Annotated in this window: 18 protein-coding genes, 1 pseudogene and 2 other annotated features; of the genes and pseudogenes, 11 read left to right on the top strand and 8 right to left on the bottom strand. The window is 35.4% G+C overall.

Annotated elements, in window-relative coordinates; all coding sequences use genetic code 11:
- Positions 1–172: 172 nt before the first annotated feature.
- From BAU27_RS19730 to BAU27_RS19720, 3 genes are all read left to right on the top strand, one after another.
- Positions 173–679: a GNAT family N-acetyltransferase gene (locus BAU27_RS19730; protein WP_000469117.1), complete on the top strand. Its 507-nt coding sequence runs from the start codon at positions 173–175 to the stop codon at positions 677–679.
- 71 nt (positions 680–750) lie between these two features.
- Positions 751–1,209 (top strand): GNAT family N-acetyltransferase, encoded by a 459-nt coding sequence (locus BAU27_RS19725; protein WP_071747410.1) that lies wholly within the window; start codon positions 751–753, stop codon positions 1,207–1,209.
- Between the two features lie 112 nt (positions 1,210–1,321).
- Entirely contained in the window at positions 1,322–1,699 is a 378-nt protein-coding gene (locus tag BAU27_RS19720; protein ID WP_071747409.1) for a hotdog family protein, read from the top strand.
- 40 nt (positions 1,700–1,739) lie between these two features.
- Here the strand turns inward: BAU27_RS19720 and BAU27_RS19715 are convergent, their stop codons facing one another.
- The gene (locus BAU27_RS19715) at positions 1,740–2,285 is read right to left on the bottom strand and encodes a helix-turn-helix domain-containing protein (RefSeq protein WP_071771702.1); all 546 of its coding nucleotides are present in this window, start codon (positions 2,283–2,285) and stop codon (positions 1,740–1,742) included.
- Positions 2,286–2,442: 157 nt separating this feature from the next.
- On the opposite strand from BAU27_RS19715, the gene BAU27_RS19710 reads away from it, so the two are divergent.
- A complete protein-coding gene (locus tag BAU27_RS19710; RefSeq protein ID WP_071771701.1) occupies positions 2,443–2,847 on the top strand; it encodes a DoxX family protein in 405 nt (134 codons plus the stop codon).
- A 20-nt stretch (positions 2,848–2,867) separates the two neighbouring features.
- On the top strand, positions 2,868–3,725 hold the full coding sequence (locus BAU27_RS19705; RefSeq protein WP_071771700.1) for a VOC family protein: 858 nt from the start codon (positions 2,868–2,870) through the stop codon (positions 3,723–3,725).
- 14 nt (positions 3,726–3,739) lie between these two features.
- On the opposite strand, the gene BAU27_RS19700 is transcribed toward BAU27_RS19705, so the two are convergent.
- From BAU27_RS19700 to BAU27_RS19685, 3 genes and pseudogenes are all read right to left on the bottom strand, one after another.
- Complete coding sequence (locus BAU27_RS19700; protein WP_071747406.1) at positions 3,740–4,054, bottom strand: 4a-hydroxytetrahydrobiopterin dehydratase; 315 nt, start codon at positions 4,052–4,054, stop codon at positions 3,740–3,742.
- Positions 4,035–5,789: an aromatic amino acid hydroxylase gene (locus BAU27_RS19695; protein WP_071771699.1), complete on the bottom strand. Its 1,755-nt coding sequence runs from the start codon at positions 5,787–5,789 to the stop codon at positions 4,035–4,037. Before BAU27_RS19695 ends, BAU27_RS19700 begins: the two co-directional genes overlap by 20 nt.
- 161 nt (positions 5,790–5,950) lie before the next feature.
- Positions 5,951–6,178 (bottom strand) — a binding site (T-box leader).
- Between the two features lie 51 nt (positions 6,179–6,229).
- Positions 6,230–6,459: a binding site (T-box leader), on the bottom strand.
- 69 nt (positions 6,460–6,528) lie between these two features.
- Positions 6,529–9,275: pseudogene (locus tag BAU27_RS19685) on the bottom strand (S8 family serine peptidase).
- 230 nt (positions 9,276–9,505) lie between these two features.
- Between BAU27_RS19685 and BAU27_RS19680 the strand changes: the two are divergent.
- Positions 9,506–10,744, top strand: a complete 1,239-nt coding sequence (locus BAU27_RS19680; protein ID WP_071771698.1) for a TolB family protein — start codon at positions 9,506–9,508, stop codon at positions 10,742–10,744.
- Between the two features lie 42 nt (positions 10,745–10,786).
- Here the strand turns inward: BAU27_RS19680 and BAU27_RS19675 are convergent, their stop codons facing one another.
- Together BAU27_RS19675 and BAU27_RS19670 are read right to left on the bottom strand one after the other, a co-directional pair.
- Entirely contained in the window at positions 10,787–10,909 is a 123-nt protein-coding gene (locus tag BAU27_RS19675) for a DUF4023 domain-containing protein (protein WP_000071861.1), read from the bottom strand.
- A gap of 72 nt (positions 10,910–10,981) precedes the next feature.
- Positions 10,982–11,320, bottom strand: coding sequence for a phosphoglycerate mutase (locus BAU27_RS19670; RefSeq protein ID WP_071771697.1), 339 nt, complete (start codon positions 11,318–11,320; stop codon positions 10,982–10,984).
- A 177-nt stretch (positions 11,321–11,497) separates the two neighbouring features.
- Between BAU27_RS19670 and BAU27_RS19665 the strand changes: the two genes are divergently transcribed.
- The 3 genes from BAU27_RS19665 to BAU27_RS19655 all read left to right on the top strand — a co-directional run bounded on the left by BAU27_RS19665 (position 11,498) and on the right by BAU27_RS19655 (position 13,183).
- Positions 11,498–12,073, top strand: a complete 576-nt coding sequence (locus tag BAU27_RS19665; RefSeq protein WP_071771696.1) for a histidine phosphatase family protein — start codon at positions 11,498–11,500, stop codon at positions 12,071–12,073.
- Between the two features lie 144 nt (positions 12,074–12,217).
- Complete coding sequence (locus BAU27_RS33575) at positions 12,218–12,466, top strand: hypothetical protein (RefSeq protein ID WP_254797974.1); 249 nt, start codon at positions 12,218–12,220, stop codon at positions 12,464–12,466.
- A 216-nt stretch (positions 12,467–12,682) separates the two neighbouring features.
- Positions 12,683–13,183, top strand: a complete 501-nt coding sequence (locus BAU27_RS19655) for a DoxX family protein (protein ID WP_000586624.1) — start codon at positions 12,683–12,685, stop codon at positions 13,181–13,183.
- A gap of 36 nt (positions 13,184–13,219) precedes the next feature.
- Here BAU27_RS19655 and BAU27_RS19650 read toward each other — a convergent pair whose 3' ends face one another.
- Both BAU27_RS19650 and BAU27_RS19645 read right to left on the bottom strand, forming a co-directional pair.
- A complete protein-coding gene (locus tag BAU27_RS19650; protein WP_071771694.1) occupies positions 13,220–14,104 on the bottom strand; it encodes an alpha/beta fold hydrolase in 885 nt (294 codons plus the stop codon).
- A gap of 15 nt (positions 14,105–14,119) precedes the next feature.
- Positions 14,120–14,959: a GNAT family N-acetyltransferase gene (locus BAU27_RS19645; RefSeq protein ID WP_083596082.1), complete on the bottom strand. Its 840-nt coding sequence runs from the start codon at positions 14,957–14,959 to the stop codon at positions 14,120–14,122.
- A gap of 269 nt (positions 14,960–15,228) precedes the next feature.
- Between BAU27_RS19645 and BAU27_RS19640 the strand changes: the two genes are divergently transcribed.
- Together BAU27_RS19640 and BAU27_RS19635 are read left to right on the top strand one after the other, a co-directional pair.
- The gene (locus tag BAU27_RS19640) at positions 15,229–16,614 is read left to right on the top strand and encodes an alkaline phosphatase (protein ID WP_071747396.1); all 1,386 of its coding nucleotides are present in this window, start codon (positions 15,229–15,231) and stop codon (positions 16,612–16,614) included.
- Between the two features lie 54 nt (positions 16,615–16,668).
- Positions 16,669–17,133, top strand: coding sequence for a hypothetical protein (locus tag BAU27_RS19635; protein ID WP_071747395.1), 465 nt, complete (start codon positions 16,669–16,671; stop codon positions 17,131–17,133).
- Positions 17,134–17,159: the final 26 nt, after the last annotated feature.

Below are 17,159 nucleotides of genomic sequence, written 5' to 3'. Positions count from 1 at the left end.
TTGCTAGTTATGATATGGATGCAGTAGACACTCTTTTGTCTACTGCTTTTTTTTGATATAATACACCTTTACAAGACTTAATTTTCTTTCTTTTGTGAATTAATAAACATTTATATAGTTTGAAATATATTGATATGTAATAAGGTTCAAAATGATGGGAGTGAGTTAAAAAGTGTTCCATACAGATCGCTTACAATTTCGTAAATATACAAGGGATGATTTATCGTTTTATGCGTCTTTATGGGGGAATGAGAAGGTAATGCGCTATATTGGAAATGGGACGTTAAAAACATATATGCAATGCAAAAAAAGTTTGGAGGAATGGGTGCTTCCGAATTATAAAAATGGTCTAGGTTTATTTGTAATGATTGAAAAAGAGACGGGAATACGAATTGGTCATGCAGGGCTTGTCAAACAGAAGGTAGATGGAAAAGAGGAAATTGAGATTGGCTATTGGCTACTTCCTAAGTACTGGGGGAAAGGGTATGCGAAAGAGGCTGCGGCGGCATTTCGAGACTATGGTTTTCAAGCATTACAAATGAATAAATTAATTTCACTTATTAATCCGAACCACCCAGCTTCAATATTTGTAGCTAGAAAAACAGGACTTAGCTATGAAAAAACTACTGCATTTCATGGGATTGATGTTTTAGTTTATTCTATTAAGAGAGTTGGATGAAAAAGTTCACTTTTTTAAAGGTGAAATATACTTTTTGAAGAATGGTATATAAAAATAAAAGGAGGGATTACATGTATATTTATCATAATGGACTAATTATTCGTGAAGGAACGAATGGAGTGCCAGCATATGCAGTTAAAACATTATTTGAAGATGCTGGTTGGAGTAATGATAATATCCCTTCTTGGCAAATTGAAAAATTTTCGATAGCATTTGAAAATTCAACATGGGCTTTCACAATTTGGGATGAAGAAGAGATGGTCGCGATGGTTAGAGTAATTTCTGATCAAATCATGGTTGCTAACATAGTAAATTTAGTTGTGAAGTGTGAGTATAGAGGGAAAGGATTAGGTAAGAAACTGGTAGCTCTTTGTTTGCAAAAGCTTCCTCATGGTGATTGGTTTGCACATACAGCCGCTAACAATTTTGATTTTTATAGAAGTTGTGGTTTTGAAGTAAGAGAGTTATCAAGAAATGGGACATGTGCGTACTACGGGTATCAAGTAGCAAAAAAGGATGGGCACCGATAAACTTATAAGGTAGTGAAGAAAAAGGATTGCTATTTTAATTAATATAAACTGAATTGAGACTCATTTTATGATAAAATGAAAGAAAATTCAGTTTATTAAATGGGGGATAAAAATGAATGTAAAAGTTGGGGATGTATTTAAATATGAAAGAAGATTTACCGAGGAAGAAGTTTTCGAATTTGCCAATATTACAGGTGATAAAGGTAGGCATCATATGGAATATGATGAGAATGGAAGGTTAATGGTTCATGGTTTATTGACGGCTAGTATTGGGACGAAAGTAGGCGAAGAGTTACATTACATAGCAAGGGAATTAGTAAGCGAATTTATTAGGCCAGTTTTTACAGGGGATACGATTACTTGTGAATTAACTTTAACAAATATTGAACAAATGGAAGGGTATAAAAAAGTTTCAATTGAGTCAGTATATCGTAATCAACATGAAAAGACCGTACTAGTTGGGACAAGTTATGGAATTATAAGGGGATAAAAAAGAAGCCTGTTACGAAACAGGCTTCTTTTTTTATCAATTAGTAAACGCGTTTTCGATTTTCCGCATGACTAGAGATAAGTAATAACGCAGACTCTTCACCTATATTACGAACAATATGAGGAACGCATGCATTCCAGGAGAAAGAATCGCCTTCTTCTACAATTGCAATGTCTTCACCATGTTGAACTTCTAGTTTTCCGCGTAATACAAGATGACACTCTTCACCTTCATGAGCATTTGGTGAGTTTTCTTTTGGAAACCCAGCAGGAATTTCTACGAGATTTAGGCGAAGGCCACCTTGCTCCGCGACATGCTCAATTCTTTGTTCATCTTTTCCATAAACACTGTATTTACGTTTTTCTTTTTTTACAATTTTTAAACGATCCTTTTGTTCTAACAATAAATAGGGAAGGGGAACATTTAAAAAATTAGAGATCGTTTCTAAAGTTGAGATAGATGGTGATGTTTTATTGTTTTCAACTTGACTCATAAAGCCTTTAGAAAGACCTGTTCCTTCACAGATTTGGGCGATCGTAATACCTCTACGTTGACGAATTTCACGAATTGCAGAACCGATATTCATAAAATCATGCTCCTTTTTTGTAAACAACTATTTGTATCATAGCAAAAAAAATATATTTTTTCTCATGAAAAATGAATTGACGAATAAAAATAATTAGTGTATGTTTTGTAATGTAAATAAAAGTTTTGTATAAGAAAACTATAAAGGAGAGAAAGAAATGAATCAACATATTGGTAACTTAATTATTCGTATCGTGTTAGGGGTAACGTTCTTTATGCACGGTTTAACAAAATTCCAATCAGGAATTGACAATATTGCAGGGTGGTTTACAAGCATTGGTTTACCAGGAGGACTTGCATACGGTGTAGCAACAGTTGAATTAGTTGGAGGTCTATTGTTAATTCTAGGTTTAGGTGTAAGATATATTGGCTTATTATTTGCACTTGTTATGGTTGGAGCGATTGTGAAAGTAAAATGGTCAGCAGGCCTGTTAGGAGACGGGAAAAATCCTGGGTTTGAGTTAGAACTTGCATTATTAGCGATGGGTGCATACTTATTTGTTGCGAAGACTGATGGTTTTGTAGATAATTTCTTAAAAGAGAAAATGTCAAAGAAGAACTAAATGAAATGGGGGCTAACAAGATGAGTTTTCAACTTCATCCCGACACAACACTTGATGTTGTTCATTTATACGTATCAAATATAAAGAAATCACTAGAGTTTTATACTGAAGTATTGCGTATGAAGGTACTGGAAGAAAAAAGTACAATAGTTACGTTTGGTAATGAGGAAAATGAGCCACTTCTCATCATAGAAGAAAAGGAAAACGCTCTTCCGAAGCAAAGAGGTCGAACTGGTTTATATCACTACGCAATTTTATTACCAAACAGACAAGACTTAGCAAATATTCTTCGTCATTTTGTTGAGAGAGTACACCCATTACATGGTGGGGCTGACCATTACTTTAGTGAAGCTCTTTATTTAGCTGATCCAGATGGAAACGGGATTGAAATTTATCATGATCGCCAAAAAGAAGTTTGGCATGATGAAAATGGAGAGCTACCATTTGTTAGTAACCCGTTAGATGGCGAAGGATTATTACAGCAAGGCAGTACATGGAATGGATTCCCAGCTGGTACTGTGATGGGACATATTCATTTACATGTAGCTGACTTAGAAGAAGCGAAACGTTTCTATGTGGATGGTCTTGGTTTTGAAGTAACAATCCCAGCTCGTAATGGTGCGCTATTCGTATCGGCAGGTGGCTATCATCACCATATCGGTTTAAATACGTGGCAAGGTGAAGGAATACCACCGCAAATGCCAAATTCCGTTGGGTTGAAATATTTCACAATTGTACTAGCAGAGGAAAAACAAAAAGAGCAAGTATGTGAAAGCTTAAAAAATATTGGCAAGATTGCTACGTACAAAGATGGAACATTACAGGTCGAGGATCCATTTGGACATTGTATTCATTTCAAAATTAAAGGAGAAGCCTAAGAAGGCTTCTCTTTTTACTTTCTTATAATTGCTTTTTCATTTTGTAAAAATAGTTCATCAAATTGCTTCGCAAGCTCAAAATCTAGTTTCGTTAAACCTTTTGCATTCCAAGATGACAAAGTAATAATGACTGCTTTATACTGGATAAGGATAAATGGATGGTGATTATGTTCTTCTGATAGTTTGGCGGCTTCAGAGACAAATTCGACTCCTTTTAAGTAGTCGGAAAACATATATTTTCGTTCAATCCATTTTTCATCTTTTATCATCCATTTATCTACCTTCAATAATTCCTCTTGAACTTCTTCCTCAGTTAATCGTAGCATCATTTTTCACATCCTTTACAGAAAGTAGTGCAAGACCATTGTTAATAAGACGTGTTACAGCTTCGTCAGTTGTGAAAGTAGAAAGTTGTTGTAATAATGCTGATGATGTTTCATGCCCTTTGTTATGCTCTAAAAGCAATTCTAATATTTCAAGGCGGAGCAGCCATTCTTTCGCATAAAATTTACTTAATACTTCTTGAATTGCTACTAATTGCTCGATATGCGCGTCGTGTAAAATACCTTCATTTCGAATATCGCGAACTGTTTGATACATACGTTCAAGTTCATTCAGTACAAGTGGAGCAGGAATTTCTTGAACTTCTTCATTCATTGGGAAAAATGCTGCAGCATCTGCGGCACCTGGGAATACGGAAGTAATTGTTGAACCAACAGCCATATCAAATGCGCCCCATGAAGCATCAAATAGTAAACGATCTTTATAAGTAACTGTACAATCTATAAACGAGATAAGGGCAATTTTATTATCATTCTTTACAATGTTAGTTACTGTTCCTTTTACATGAATGTCACTTGCAAAAGTAAAATCTGCACCGTTTCCAATTGTAATACCTAAAGATTGTAACTGTTCTTCTGTGCAATTTTCTAATGCAATGTCTCCATCTAGTAATCCGACCGGTGTCCCGAATCCATCACTATGTACAGATGTAGAATGATTTACCAACTGTTTATTATGCATTGCTAATGCAGTTGGAGAGCTTGTTCTCATGTAAATGACTTCACCAGCATCATTTTTAATTGTCTCTGTAAATGTACCTGTAATTTGTAATCCGCTACTTAGCTCAGTTGTAGCATGATTTTCGGAGCGGATTGCTTTTTCTAATCCTTCTGTGCCACCTGTTTTAAACGCCATCGTTGTAGAGAACTGCTCAAGTGCCTCAGTCAACTCTTCAAATGATTCACAAACAAATAGCTGTGGCTGCATTTTTGTTACGTCATAAGTTGTCCCAGTGCAAGCTTCGATGGAAAAAGGAACTTTTTCCACAGCATCTGTTAAACAATGCTTACTTTCACCGACAGAGGAAAGGAGACCAGCACCGTATATTTTCGGATCATTTATATTACCAATTAAGCCGTATTCCACTGTCCACCAAAAAAGACGTGAAATTTGCTCAGCTTCTGATAAGCCAGAAACGAGTTTTTGTTTTTCGATTACAGCATTTTCAGCAGCTGTAACTTCATCAGGAGTAGAAGTAGGGCTCTCTTTTACAATCGTTAATGTACGAACAGCTTCAAATGCATCATGCTCTTCTTTTGTAGAGAAAGCTTTCGCACCAATTTGTCCAAAGCGTTTCACATATTTTGCATATGTACGATCAAGCAAAATTGGAGCGTGGCCTGCAGCTTCATGAACGATATCAGGAGCCGGTGTATACTCAATATTTTCTACTTTACGAATATCTGTTGCAATTGGTAATAATCCATGACCTTGAAAATCAAAGAATGCTACGCCGGGAATGAGTCCGTCAATCGTTACGGCTCCCCAGCCGCTTGGTGCTAAACAATCATTCATTTCTTCTACTTTTGGAATCGCATCTATATTAATACCAGATGATTGTAGTCCATTCACATAGGCTGGATGAGCAACATCTTTTAAGAAATTATGGTTTTGTCTCATAATGTAACGCCAAACAGCGTGATTCACCGGCGTGTATTGATCATAATGTTGTGTGGATACGAATGGTTTTAAATGCGATGGGATTTCTGTTTTCTTTGTCATTTAGACATCCTCCTTGTTTTCTATAAAATTGAATATGGGTTTCGTATAGCTTATACCACCCCCTTTCAAATTGTAAGCGCTTATAAAATTTTATCATAAGATTCGGAATTATTTAACATTTGTTTCTTTGAGAAATAGAAAAAGCCCCTATCGGAACATCCGATAGGGGCGAAAGAATCGCGGTACCACCCTATTTGTAAGTGAAAATACACTTACATCTCAATTCATGATAACGGAAAAACTCCGTCTTTTCCTTCATGCATAAAAGCACTACGAAAAAGAAGCTCCAGAATTGTAATTCGTACTTATATATGTGCTAATTTCCACCGACCATTAGCTCTCTGTAACAGGGATATAATATACTACTGCGATTCTTTCAATGCGTATATATGAAGTTGTATAAAAGGGAAGGACGCAAAAAAGCCCCTATCGGAAAATCCGATAGGGACGATAAAAATCGCGGTACCACCCTAATTGTAAACAGAAAAATTGTTTACCACTCACTTTAAGATAACGGAAAACTCCGTCTTTCTCTTCATGCATTATGTGCACTACGGGAAAGAAGCTCCAGAATTGTAATTCACGCTTGTATGTGTACTGATTCGCACCAACCATCAGTTCTCTGAGACAGGGATATAAGTCGCTACTAGTATTCCTTCAAAGCCGATATATAATTTGTTCAACTAAACTATGTTTCGTATTATAAAACTATGTTTAAAAGCTTGTCAACAAAAAAATATTACTTTATTTCCAAATCAACGTTTAAATTGGTTGTATTTCCTGCTGCATCAGTTGCTACGATGTGAATTGTGTTTTTTCCTTCTTGTAATTGGCTACGATCGAAATAAATGCCGTAATTTTTCTCCCAAGAATTTAGGAATGCACTTTCCCATACACCATTTCCGTTAATTTCATATTGCATTCTCACTGGAATACCAGGTGCTATCCAACCAGATTCTGTCATCCAATCTAGTAGGATATCATCCACTTTTCCTGTAATTACAAGGTTTTCTTGGTCAACTTCGTATGTTAACTTAGGTGCAGTTCGGTCGATAAACACAGCTCCTGCTTGCTTTGTTTCTCCGCCAGAGTTAGAAGCAACAGCTTCGATTTGGTATAAGCCATCAGATAGAGGGGATCCATCAGTTTTTGTACCATTCCATTTGAAAGATTTATAACCAGGTGTTTCGTTTTTACCTTGATACACCATACCTTGATATGTCACACGGTCTTTCGTAATTAAATTAGCATGAAACGCTATATCCTTAACTGGCGTAACTAAATAGTAATTGATTAGGTTATCATCTAGTATTTTGTCATTATTTGGACTGAAAGTAGAATTAACGATTTCAAGGCCGTCAATACGCTTGTATTCTTTTGGATCGATGCTAAATGTAAATGGAATACGCATTTCTTCAGTCTTTCCTTGTTCTTTTACATATAGATTTCCTGTATATACGCCTTGTGGTAAGGAGCTATCAACAGTAATAGTAAAAGGCTTTTCGATGTTACTATTAGGTTTCATACTAATCGAAGAAGGGAAAGAAGTCTGGATTTTTGTTTTTGTATCTAGTAATTCAATACGAGTTGAAAAGTTTTTCTTTTTATTAGAAAGATTTTGTAACGTAATATTTTGTGTTAGTTTCACTTTGCCGCTATTAGGTTTAATAAGACCGAAACTTACGTTATTCGGTTTCACTAATGCATCTGTTTGGACTGCTTTTGGAATGTTAATTAAACCAGATCCTTGTGCCATAACAGGATATGTATTTTCATTGACATCCTTTAATGTTTTTGCAGTATTGGCAAGAGCAGATTTCAATTGTTCTGTCGTCCAATCCGGATGCATTTGACGCAGTAAGGCAACGGCTCCCGCTACTTGTGGCGCAGCCATACTTGTTCCGTTGTGAAATTCATAGCCGCCTCTTGGTACAGTACTAGTAATTTGTACTCCAGGTGCAACAATATCAGGCTTTATAAGCCAACTTCCTTGTGATGGCCCTCTTGAACTAAATTGACCAATTAGCTCCGTCTGGCTTGGTTGCCCAATTTTTATATTTTTTTTACGCTTTGTAATTAAATTCTTCAACTCTTCACCATTCGTATTTGATAGCTGCATAACTGGAAGAGCTAAATCTTCGCGTACGAAATATTCTGGCATAATATTAATTTCTTTTTCGTTAGAAATTAATAGCACGCCGAGAGCGCCAGCTTGTTTCGCTTGTTCTGCTTTTACTAATGTGCTCGAAGTTCCTTGTAAAACAAGGGCGAACTTACCTTTTACATCTTGTTTAGCATAATCACCTGAATTACCGTAGCCAACATATACAAGCTGAGCATCGTTGCCTACTTGGAAATTAGCTTTTGATAACGGTAATCCTTGATAAGATTTATTGGAACCAGCTACTTGGAATGTTGGAAATGGAATAGAAACAGTGGATGCTCCAACAGAGATGACACTACTTGCGTTACCAGGAGCATCGACAGACCAAGGTTTTGGTCCATCATTTCCATTTGAGACGACCGCAGTAACACCAAGTTTTGCTGCACGCTCTAGCGTCATTGTTACAGGTTGATCAGGTACATTCAAATCTTGACCGAGAGATAGATTTAAAACATCGGCACCATCTTGAATAGCGCGCTCAATACCTTGAAGAATATCTTCGGTCGTACCAGTACCACCATCATTCATGACACGGTAAGCTAGTATAGAAGCATTAGGAGCAACTCCCTTTATTTTTCCGTTACCAGCAATAATTCCAGCAACATGGGTACCGTGGACGTTTCCATCCATCGGATCATTATCTTCATCAACTGTATCATAACCACCAATATAATTTGCTTGTAAATCAGGGTGGGTATAGTCTACACCAGAATCGATAATAGCTACTTTCATACCTTTTCCATCAAGCGGTTTGCCAGATGGATCTTTTAAATTCCATGCTTCAGGTGCACCAATTGTCGGTCCGCCGATATTTGGTGCTTCTTCGTTAGTAGCGCTTTTTGATGTTTCGTGTAACTTATATGTTAAGTTCGGATAAATTGCCTTTACTTCAGGTAAAGAAGCTAAAGCAGCAACTTGATCTCCTGGGATAGAAATAGAGAATCCAGAAAATAACGTACTATACGTTTCTTTTATTGTTGCTTTCGGTGCTTTTTCTTTAATTTTTTTGTTGTATCCTCTTGTGCCTTTTTTAGTTGTGCATGGTATGATTGTACATTGCTATTTTTTAGGTCTGGAGCATGCTGAATGTTACTTTGTGAAGCGAGTGGTGCATGTTGCAATTCTACAATGACTGAAATTTCTTTTGATGTTTTTGTTTCAACATTTTGCGCGATTTTGTTTTCGCCCCATTGTTCAATATTCGCTTTTAATTGTGGACTAAATTGCTTCTCTTTTTGTAGTGACTCAGCATGGGCGCTTAAAGCTCCAAAACTCGAAAAGACGAGCGCCATACTTAATAGTGTGGATGTAGTTTTTTTTATTGAAACTCCCCCTAATAAAAAGTGCTAATATCCCGAAAAAATATCTTACATTTTTATCGTTAAATATAAAAACGAATGTTGGCTAAACTATATTTTCGACATAATTCATACCAATCCTCTTTGAATTGAAAATTTCTTGGGAAATTTTTTGGGATTATGTCGAATGGATAAAATTTGCATATAGTAAGCCGAATATGAGGAATGCTAAAGATGGAAAATGGGGGTGCTATATGAAAAGGTTTATAGTAAGTGTAGTCATGATTTTGTTCCTTTTTTTCTGTTCCAGTGCGATTAAAGGCGCAGAAAGCAATGAAGTGAAAGTTGCCTTTATTCGTAATCATAATCTATGGATTAAAGTCGGCGAGAAAGAAAAACAAATTACAAAAGGAGAGTACATAACAGGGCCGAAATGGTCACATAATGGAGAATGGCTTGCATATGCAAAAGGAAAGAAGCGAAATCATTTTGAACTGTATCGGCTGAAAGATGGAAAGAAAGTTACACCATCTCAATCAGAAGCATCGAATTATCAATGGTCACCAACAGAGAATATAATTGCATTTATATTTACAGGTACATTAAATACATTTGATGCTGAAAAAAAGAAAGCAGATTTTGAAAATGTAGCCAATGGTGTAGGGGATTATGCTTGGTACCCAGACGGACAGAGATTTTTTGTTTCCTCTGAAGCGTACTTGCTTCCAACAGGGTGGACAGGTGCTCAGTTATATGAAATACAAAAGGATGCAAATATGAATCCTCATAAGATGAAACATTTATATGCACTACCGAATGAGCATGATGACTTTTTAGCATTAGTTGGAAGTGGATTTAAGTGGTCGCCAGATCAAAAGTGGATTTCGTTTTTAGCAGTACCAACAGCTTCTTTATCAGCGGATAGTAATACACTTTGCTTAATTCGATCAGACGGCAGTCGTTTTGAAACAGTAGATCCAATGTTATTAAACACACAATGGTTCAAATGGGCGCCATCCAAAAATATATTAGCCTATATTGAAGGAAGTGGGAGAGTTGCATTAGAGAATAAACATTTAAAAGTAAAAGAACTACCGGCATTACAGCAGAACACATTTACTCCAAAAGGATATGTTGATTGGGATTTCACATGGAAGAACGATAATGTAATTATCATTTCAAGGGTAAAGGAAGCAGATTTATCTGTACCTCTAGAAAAAAGACCACTACCATCTTTATATGAGGTAAATAGTATAAACGATGAACAACATCAAATTACAAAGCCATCTAATAGCCAAGGTGATTATAATCCTATTTTTATTAAGAAGAGTAACCAATTAATGTGGCTCCGTTCGAATCGTAAGAAAGCTGATGTATGGATTGCTCATAGTGATGGGAAATATGAAAAGAAGTGGATTGAAAATATAGATGTGCCAGAGTGGTATTATGAGAAATGGAATTGGGAAGATGTCCTTTCGGTTAAAGACGAGTAAAAAACCTGCCTAAAATACAATTTTTAGGCAGGTTTTTTAATGTTATTTATGTGTTTTATTTGGCTTTTTTTTCGCAGGGTTTCCGTTCCCTTGGCGCTTTCTATTTTGTTCATCTTTTGCTTGTTTTTCATGTAATGTATCCAAAAAGTCATTTGAGTTACTCATTTTTATATCGCTCCTTTTTTTATTACGTCCTAGTTACTATAACCATTTAGGAGGATAATCATGATATAAAAGTTAAGCGCTTAGTTTTCTTCGGTAGTATAAGTAAAATAGTCCATACGTAATGAATAACATAAGTAAAATTTGTAACTCTACATTTTCTTTAAAAATAGTTGCGACAGGATCTGGTAAATAAGGTGATGTATCGCTCGTTTCTAAACCTAACCATTTGTTTAAGAGGTTCATGATACAAAATATGAAAACACCGGACCAGCTTGCGATAATTGCTTTTTGCTTTATTTTCGTTTTACGTTCATCATCTGTAATCCAAGGATTAGCAGTTTTATCACTAATAAAAAAGCCATTTATGTATCCCCATATGATTATTCCGAGAAAGATGATAATCCATTTCATATTTATATTCCTCCCCTTATTGTAAAAAGTGTTTGACATCAATATGTGTAAAATTATAATATTTTCCAAATATTGATGTCAAATACTTTTTACATTCTACTTTTTAAAATAGCAGGAGTAAAGAAAAAAATAGGGAAGAAATATGTGAGACCATTTTCTAGTGAGAGGAAGAGGAGAATGAAACTTGTCTTTGTTCGGCATGGTGAAGGTGAGCATACGAAAAATTTATCATTAAGTTTACAAGCGGTGAATCCGTCATTGACGGGTGTGGGAAAGAAGCAGGCAAAATTGCTTCAGCGCGATGTACCATTACAAGAAAAGGATATATTAATCGTTAGTCCTACACTTCGAACTTTACAAACTGCGACAATATGGAGTGAGGAAGTTGCTTGTCAAAAAATTGTTCATCCATATGTATCCCCGCGTATTTTTCCTTATCGGGAATCCGCCAAAACATTGCCATGCGATCAATTGTTAGATCGAAAGATAATTGAAAATTTATTTCCACATTTTTCATTAGAAGAAAGTACAAATGAATTGTTATGGAATGAGGGAGTCAATATCATCTTGGAGAAAGAGTTTCAGCAAATAGTAGATGAATTTCTGCACTGGTGCTATCAGTTAAAAGCAGAAAAAATTTGTATCGTTTCACATGATGGAACAATTACAGCGTATAGGCAATATTTACAGAAAGTCGCTTTAACTAGAGCTGATTTTTTGAAAGAAACGGGTATGTATGAAATTGACTTATAGGGTAGGGAATTTGTAATGGAAGACTTAGGGGGAAATGTATACGACTTAAACGAGCAGAGGGTATACTTTGGCGTAGCAGAAATTAAGTAATATGCAAAATTGCATATTACACATATTGTAAATGATTGGTATAAGTTTGGGGAGTTGAAGCTAGTAGAATCGATTTTACAGAATGATGCCAAATCGTATGTTAGCTCGATAGATTATGTAGGTGGAAATGTAGTACTTATGTTTACAATACGCTTATTTTACAGGCTTATTTCCCATGACAAAACGTTAGGAGAAGCTGTTCGAGAAGCGAGATTAATCGATGAGAAGACATGTACATTTCGAGTATATAAACAATATGAAACGCATTTGTTATATATTCGAATGAATACATTTCACATTTAACTCACATTTTTTTTACATTTTCTTCAATGAAAATGATTATCACTTGTGGTATGATATGTTCAAGTTTTTGCGGGTAATAAAAGTTACTATATATACGTTAGTATTTAATGTTTTTTATGCATGTCACAAATTATTCATAATTAACATTTCAAAAGTAAGTAACTAATGTTATTATATTATCTGTAACTGACTTAATTACAACTTTAGGAGGAAGATATGATTATTCAATTTTTAAGAGAAAACAAAGCAGTTTCTTTTGTATTAGCGATAGTTCGAGTGTATCTTGGTTACACATGGGTAATGGCTGGAATCGGTAAACTACAAGGAAAAGGATTCGATGCAACTGGTTATTTACAAGGTGCAATTGAAAAATCTAAAGGAGCACAACCAGCTGTTCAATCTTGGTGGGCATCATTCTTACAAGATTTTGCAATTCCAAACGTTGATTTATTTAATACACTTGTGACGTGGGGAGAAATTTTAGTAGGAATTGGTTTAATTGTAGGCTGTTTAACAAAAACAGCGGTCTTTTTCGGTCTTTTAATGAACTTTTCCTATATGTTTAGTGGGTCAATTGGTGTGAACCCTGAGATGGTTATTTTATCGATGTTCGTTCTTGTTTCTGGTATGAATGCTGGGAAAATTGGAGTTGATGGCTTCATTATTCCAAAAGTACTAGGATCAAAAACTCAAAAACGCCAAAAGCAAGCTGCTTAATATATGAAAACGGGTATCTCAACATGAGATACCCGTTTATTTTTCAGCACTTATAGGATTTTTCTCGAAGAAATCTTTTACATATCCTACAAATTCTTGTGGCTCTTGACGAAATGGTGCGTGATAACCTTTTTCGATAATATGGAAAGTACTATTTTTTAAGAATTGATGATAAGTTTCTCCTTCTTTCCAAGAAACGCTACTATCATTTCTTCCCCATATAATTAAAGTTGGTTGTTTGATTTCATTTGCATTGATTTGAAGACGTCTAGGCCATAATTTCATTTTATTATAATGTTCTTCATCATTACGCTTGAATGTAACTTTGCCCTCATCATAATCTGCAATAGAAGAAACGGCACTTAAATCAGTCGACAACTTTGGTTTTGGTGAACCTTGTTTATTAACGAGTGTATGAGGGCCGCCTGTAGCATCAGTTAAAATAAGGTGGGTAACCGCTTCAGGGTATAAATATGTTAAATTAAGAGAAATTTCTCCCCCCATTGAATGTCCCAGTATTGCGAATGAGTCATATCCTAGTTTTTTCATTAGCTTATAATACAAATTTGCATGAGTTGGGAAAGAATAATAAAAATCCATCGGCTTAGAGGAACGTCCGAATCCTAAGGCGTCAACAGAAATAATCGTATGATCTTTTGCTAAATTTGAGTAAATCTTTTGAAAACCATCGGATGATCCTCCAAATCCATGGATCATAAGTAAAGGTGGTTTTTTATCACCAATCTTTTTAAAGTAAATCGTTTGACCATCTATCTCTACCATTTTTTCCTCAGTAGCTAGTTTCGCTGTAAGTGTATTTTTAACTTGTTTTACTTGTTCTACTGGCTTTTCTGCTGCATTACATCCTACTAATAGTGTAAGAGTAAGACAACCTACCATAAAATAGCTAAATCGCTTCAATTAGGTGTCCCCTTTCTAACATAACGCTGCATCTATCATAGCAAATAGCATATTACGATTTCCAGGAAGTTGATCCCCATTTTTTATCATAAGAGGTGAAAGAAGTGTTTCATGGAAATTTGCCGTTTGAAGAAATTGGCGGAATATGAATTGTGAATGTGGGACATCAATGCGTATCGTCCCATTCCACGAGTTACAAATTATTTCTAATAACTGAATAGCGTCCTTCTCTTTTTTTGAAATAAGAGGGGTAATACAAAGTAAATCTCCTTTTTGTATGCATAAAGCAAAGGCATCTATTTGATTATCCCGTTCTATTTTAAATGAGTAAATTGCTCTTGATAGTAGTGATAAATAAAGCTTAGAACGATGTGCACCAGTCGCAGTTTGATCAAGAGAAATTAGAGATTGAACATCCGTTTGCTGAATTTGTTTTATAGGGACAAAATTTGTATTTTTGTAAGTAGCTTGTTTTTCGAAACGATGAATTGTTGTTATTGATTGAAATCCATAAGATTCATATAAGGGTTCGCCAGCTTTTGTTGCAATGAGCGTAATAGGGAGCGATGGATGAGTTACTTTTAAGCTATTGTTTAACAAAATACGGCCAATTCCTTTTCTTTGAAAATCAGGATGCACGATTAACATACCGATAGAAGAAAATCCAGGGGCAAATGAAAAGACCCCGCCCGCTGCAATAAGTTTATTCTCATGTACATAGCCAAAAACTGTACCAATGGAAAGGTACATATGGAATTGCTCTTTCATAAAACTCGCATGCTGTAACCACCCAACTGATTCGCAAAGAGAGAGTAAGGCTGGAATGAAAGATTCGTCTAGTTTTACTGTTTTCATAAAGTTCACCATATTTCTATTTAAATTTGAAAAAATAAGAATAATATTACGAAATGTAAAATAATAGGTTCGTATTAAAAGGAATCCAACATGTTTATATTTTTCTTTGTAAAGGGAAGTATCGTTAATACGAAAAGACAAACTTATACAAATTATAACTGGAATTTACATAAGTTAACAAAAAATTTACATTCAACTCATTTTCTCTTAACAGTCTTCTATTAAATTTGATAGTGGGAAATGAATAACCTAATTAGGGGGACAAGACAGTGAAAAAGTTTGTGAAAAAAGCATGGCCATTTGCAGTTGTGGCGTCGTTAGCAGTTACTTCGGTAGCGACATGGAATTTTACGCGTTCTAGTGAGGTTAATGCGGATGAGAATGGAAACAATGCAAAGATTAAAAATGTCATCGTATTAATTGGGGATGGTATGGGACCTTCATATATGACAGCACATCGCTATATGAAAGATAATCCAAAAACATTTGAGATGGAATCTACAGAATTTGATAAGCATCTTGTAGGAACACAAAAAACATATCCAGAAGATGAACATGAAAATATTACAGACTCTGCATCGGCAGCTACTGCGATGTCAGCAGGTATAAAAACATATAACGCAGCTATTGCAGTAGATAATGATAAAGCTGAAGTGAAGACAGTATTGGAGCAAGCGAAAGAAAAAGGGAAGTCAACGGGATTAGTTGCGACTTCTGAAATTACACATGCAACACCAGCTGCATTCGGTGCACATGATATTAGCCGTAAAAATATGGATGCAATTGCAAATGATTACTTTGATGAAAAAATTAAAGGTAAGCATAAAATAGATGTTATGCTTGGCGGTGGCGTAAATAACTTTGTTAGAAAAGACCGCAATCTTACAGAAGAGTTTAAGAAGTCTGGTTATAGTTATGTAACAGATCGTAATCAACTATTAAATGATAAAAGCGATCAAGTTCTTGGCTTATTTGCACCAGGTGGTTTAGATAAAATGATTGATCGTAATGATAAAACACCTTCATTAGAAGAGATGACAAATGCAGCAATTGAGCGCTTGAACAAAAATAAAAATGGTTTCTTCTTAATGGTCGAAGGTAGTCAAATTGATTGGGCTGGACATGATAATGATATTGTCGGTGCAATGAGTGAAATGGAAGACTTCGAAAAAGCGTTTAAAGCAGCAATTGAGTTTGCGAAAAAAGATAAGAATACCTTAGTTGTTGCAACTGCAGACCATGCTACTGGAGGATTATCTTTAGGTGCGAATGGTGAGTATAACTTTAAAGTAGATCCGATTAAAGCTGCGAAACGTACGCCAGACTTTATGGCAAATGAGATTGCAAAAGGTGCAAATGTAGAAGAAACATTGAAAAAGTATATTGATTTACAGTTAACACCAGAAGAAATTAAAGCTGTAAATGATATCGCTCCATCAAAAGATGTAACAAAGATTGATAATGCAATTGAAGATATCTTCAATAAGCGTTCGGTTACAGGCTGGACAACGGGTGGACATACAGGTGAAGATGTAAACGTATATGCATTCGGACCAGGTAAATACTTATTCTCTGGGGTTCAAGAGAATACAAACATAGCGAAACGTGTCTTTGACATCGTTGGCGGCGGCGATCCGAATAAAGGAAGACGCTAATTATAAATGAAAGTGAGGCGAAATGCCTCACTTTTCTTTTTAGGAGATGGAAAGATGAGGATTTTTTTAGGGAAAGTAAGATTCCTTTTAGTATTTGTATTATTGCTAGTTGGATGTCAATCTCAAGAGAATAATATAGAACAAAAATCTGCTAAAAAAACTGAGGAAAAGGTACATATAACGAAAGAAGAAGAGAAATCCATTCAAGATGTTATTGAGGCATTTGTACGGACGACGAATGAAAAAAATCTTGCTGAACATATGGAGTTATTTTCAAAGAAGATGCCTAGTGCTGAAGACTTAAAAACACAAAAGGAAGCAGCGTTTCAAAAGGGAAATAAGAAAATTGAATTAGGGCATATGAATATGAAAGCTCTTAAAGAGGGACTTGTTATCGTTGAAACAGAGGAAAAAGAAGTAGACGGGGGAGTTACTTTGCAGAAGAAAGTACAGTATGCACTTGGAAAAGAAGAGGAAGGCTGGAAAATTGAAGAGGTTCGTACGATAGAAAAGAAATAAAAAAGGTTCTCGTAGAGAGAACCTTT

Origin of the sequence: Bacillus sp. NH11B (assembly GCF_001884205.1) — a bacterium.
Taxonomy (GTDB): Bacteria; Bacillota; Bacilli; order Bacillales; family Bacillaceae_G; genus Bacillus_A; species Bacillus_A proteolyticus.
The sequence above is the reverse complement of the archived record's forward strand: the minus strand, read 5'-3'. Positions and strand labels throughout refer to the sequence as shown.